The sequence below is a fragment of the Pseudomonas sp. NFACC51 genome (assembly GCF_900103575.1).
Classification (GTDB): Bacteria; Pseudomonadota; Gammaproteobacteria; order Pseudomonadales; family Pseudomonadaceae; genus Aquipseudomonas; species Aquipseudomonas fluorescens_Q.
In genome coordinates this window covers 1-2987 of sequence record NZ_FMXH01000030.1, presented here as the reverse complement: position 1 = coordinate 2987, position 2987 = coordinate 1, and the positions used below count along the sequence as shown (strand labels likewise).

Below are 2987 nucleotides of genomic sequence, written 5' to 3'. Positions count from 1 at the left end.
TCGAAGTCAACCTTGGCCGAACCGAAAACTTCGGAGCAGACACGGGTCAGAGCAGCGGTCAGCGTGGTTTTACCGTGGTCAACGTGACCGATGGTACCGACGTTGACGTGCGGCTTATTACGTTCGAACTTTTCCTTAGCCATCGAAATCACCCCTAGGAGAAGAATTTAGCGAGTCACACAAGCCATTAAAACAAAGGCAGATATTTTCATATCTGCCTTGTTATATGGAGCTCTTGAGCGGATTTGAACCGCTGACCTCACCCTTACCAAGGGTGTGCTCTACCAACTGAGCTACAAGAGCGAAACACTTTGCACAACCTGCAAACTTGGAGCGGGTAGCGGGAATCGAACCCGCATCATCAGCTTGGAAGGCTGAGGTTCTACCACTAAACTATACCCGCGGAGCTTGCAGCTCACGCTAAAATGGTGGAGGGGGAAGGATTCGAACCTTCGAAGTCGTAGACGTCAGATTTACAGTCTGATCCCTTTGGCCGCTCGGGAACCCCTCCTAAGCGAGCCGGCATTCTATATCATGCCAGCCTTCTGTCAAGCATTTTCTCATTAAAAACCTGAGGTTAGCTGCGTTGACGTCGCTTCGTACCGCTAACCTTTAAAGGTCTTCGCTGCGAAGCGGGCGCCATTCTATGCAAACTACCCAGCGGGTGCAACCCCCTCGCACGGCATTATTTTATGTTTTAACTCATTGAATTCTTTAGAAAGGTTTTGAAGCAACGCTTCATTCACCTTTCCCACGCTTTCCTGGGAAACCTGAACCCAGAATCCCCCACCCTCAGGGGCATTTGGCGAGTTCGGCGCAGCAGAACGACTTACGACGCCCGAGGCAGCCAATCGCTGCTCCAACTGCCTGGCCAGCTCCGGACGAACAAAACCACCCAAGTAAACACAAGTCTTTTGCGCCTCACCGGATTTACCCAGGTCGCGCCTGACAAGCGCATCCGCCGTTTCGCTCAACAGGTGAATATCCTGCTGCGAACCGCGGTACAAACTGAGCGGAGTCACATCCTTGGCGCGAAGCGGGGCCTCCTGCTGATGCCAGATGTAGTAGAAGACATTCAAAACCAGCAACAACAGAAACAACCACCGCATAGAAAACCTCAAGACAAGGGACAGGCCATCGCCAAACCGACAAAAACCAGGTCGGGCACCACCTTGGCATCAGGAACAACCCCGGAAACCAGATTGGCGTCCCCACCCGTGAGAAACACCACGAAATCCTCCCCCCAATATTGCTGCGCCAATTCAAGCTGAGTCAGGACAAACCCCCTGAGCATCAGCATGCAACCGCGCTCGACCGCTTCGACAGTTGTCCGACCTGGAGCGAGACTCTCATGGGCGCGCTCGGCAGCCATATCGTCATAGCGAATTCTTCGCGTATGAGTACGCAGTTGGTTACGCATCAAAGGCATGCCCGGACAAATGAATCCGCCGAGATGCTCACCATCCGCCGCCACAAAATCAGCCGTAATGGCAGTACCGAAATCAAGGACCAGGCACGCGCCTGAAGCAAGATGGTACCCACCCAGCAAGGCCAACCATCGATCAAGCCCCAACCGCTCGTAATCCTGGTAGCCGTTTTTCACCCCCGCCATTTCTCGGGCAGGCACAGCGCGGGTCACCGACACCCCAAATACATCAACGAGAGAGGCGACCAATGAATCCGTCTCCTCCGGAGTCCTTACACTAACAAGACGACATTTCTTGAGTTGGAACTTCTCGGCATGGCTCAGGCTCACCAGCAAATCGCTGTCAGAGCTGACCACGCCACCTTCGACCGGCGTCACCCCATCGGCACGAAGAACACGCCATTTGATAAAGCTATTGCCGCAGTCAAGCTCAAGAATCATCACGCAACCTCAGGCTGAGCTCACCACCGCTAAAGTTTTTTTCCACACCGTCTACCTTCAAACGCAGCGCACCCTGGTGATCAATGCCCAGCACAATACCGTCAATTTTATTAACACCGGCAATCAGGGAGACAGCCCTGCCCTGCCAAAGATGGTATTGCTCCCACTCCGACTGTATTGCAGCAAACCCCGATGCGTGATGAAGCCTCAGATAGCGCTGAAGCTTCGCACCCAATCGTGCGACCAGCTCATTTCGATCAAAATCCCTTCCTGCCTCAAGACACATGGATGTCCATTGCTGGTCGACCTCATCAGTCGATTGCATATTCACATTAATCCCCACCCCAAGGACAACGTGACAAACGTCCGCAGGATCCCCCACCAACTCAAGCAAGATGCCGGCGATCTTTTTCTCTCCCACCAGGACATCATTAGGCCATTTCAGCCCCGCCTCAGCGATCCCCATATCACGCAGGGCATGCATGACAGCAAGCCCGACGACCAGGCTCAGCCCTTCGATCTGTCGCATACCGCCGTCAATGCGTAGCACTAGGCTGTGGTAGAGGTTTTCGGCGAACGGACTGACCCACTTACGACCACGACGACCACGACCAGCGATCTGTCGCTCAGCCAAAACCATGAACGGCGCCGCCGCCCCACGCTCGATCAAACGCAGCGCCTCGGCGTTGGTCGAGTCAATAGCGTCAAAGATATGGACAGGCCACTCGCGAAGGCCTTTTGCGCAAATCTCTGCAGCATCCAAAAGCACCAGAGGCTTAGCCAACTGATACCCCCTACCTCGAACCTTATGAACAGACAGCCCTATTTCTGCTTCCAAGTGCTGTAATTGCTTCCATACAGCACTACGACTGATACCCAGCGCAGCACCCAGCGCCTGCCCTGAATGAAAGCGACCATCCTTCAGAAGTTTTAGCAACGTGAGCATGCGGACTGCGCCCTGATAATGAGGCCCGCATGATAGCCATGCGCAAGACAGTTGCATAGAAACACAAAATGACTTTCCCGCGGGCAAAACAAAACCCCTACCTGCATCAGCAGATAGGGGTTTCGGAATTTAATCTTGACGATGACCTACTCTCACATGGGGAAACCCCACACT

Annotated in this window: 4 protein-coding genes and 3 tRNA genes; all 7 read right to left on the bottom strand. The window is 53.8% G+C overall.

Going from position 1 to position 2987, the window contains the following annotated elements; genetic code table 11:
* A partial coding sequence (locus tag BLT00_RS30595; protein ID WP_256326681.1) for a GTP-binding protein occupies positions 1–143 on the bottom strand: 143 nt, incomplete at its 3' end.
* Between the two features lie 84 nt (positions 144–227).
* Positions 228–303 (bottom strand) — tRNA-Thr (locus BLT00_RS30590).
* A gap of 26 nt (positions 304–329) precedes the next feature.
* Positions 330–403: transfer RNA gene (locus tag BLT00_RS30585), tRNA-Gly, on the bottom strand.
* Between the two features lie 23 nt (positions 404–426).
* Positions 427–511 (bottom strand) — tRNA-Tyr (locus tag BLT00_RS30580).
* Between the two features lie 142 nt (positions 512–653).
* Positions 654–1109, bottom strand: a complete 456-nt coding sequence (locus tag BLT00_RS30575; RefSeq protein WP_063324138.1) for a hypothetical protein — start codon at positions 1107–1109, stop codon at positions 654–656.
* Between the two features lie 8 nt (positions 1110–1117).
* Positions 1118–1867, bottom strand: a complete 750-nt coding sequence (locus BLT00_RS30570) for a pantothenate kinase (RefSeq protein ID WP_092151216.1) — start codon at positions 1865–1867, stop codon at positions 1118–1120.
* Positions 1857–2813 (bottom strand): bifunctional biotin--[acetyl-CoA-carboxylase] ligase/biotin operon repressor BirA, encoded by a 957-nt coding sequence (birA, locus tag BLT00_RS30565; RefSeq protein WP_092151219.1) that lies wholly within the window; start codon positions 2811–2813, stop codon positions 1857–1859. Before birA ends, BLT00_RS30570 begins: the two co-directional genes overlap by 11 nt.
* Between the last annotated feature and the right edge of the window lie 174 nt (positions 2814–2987).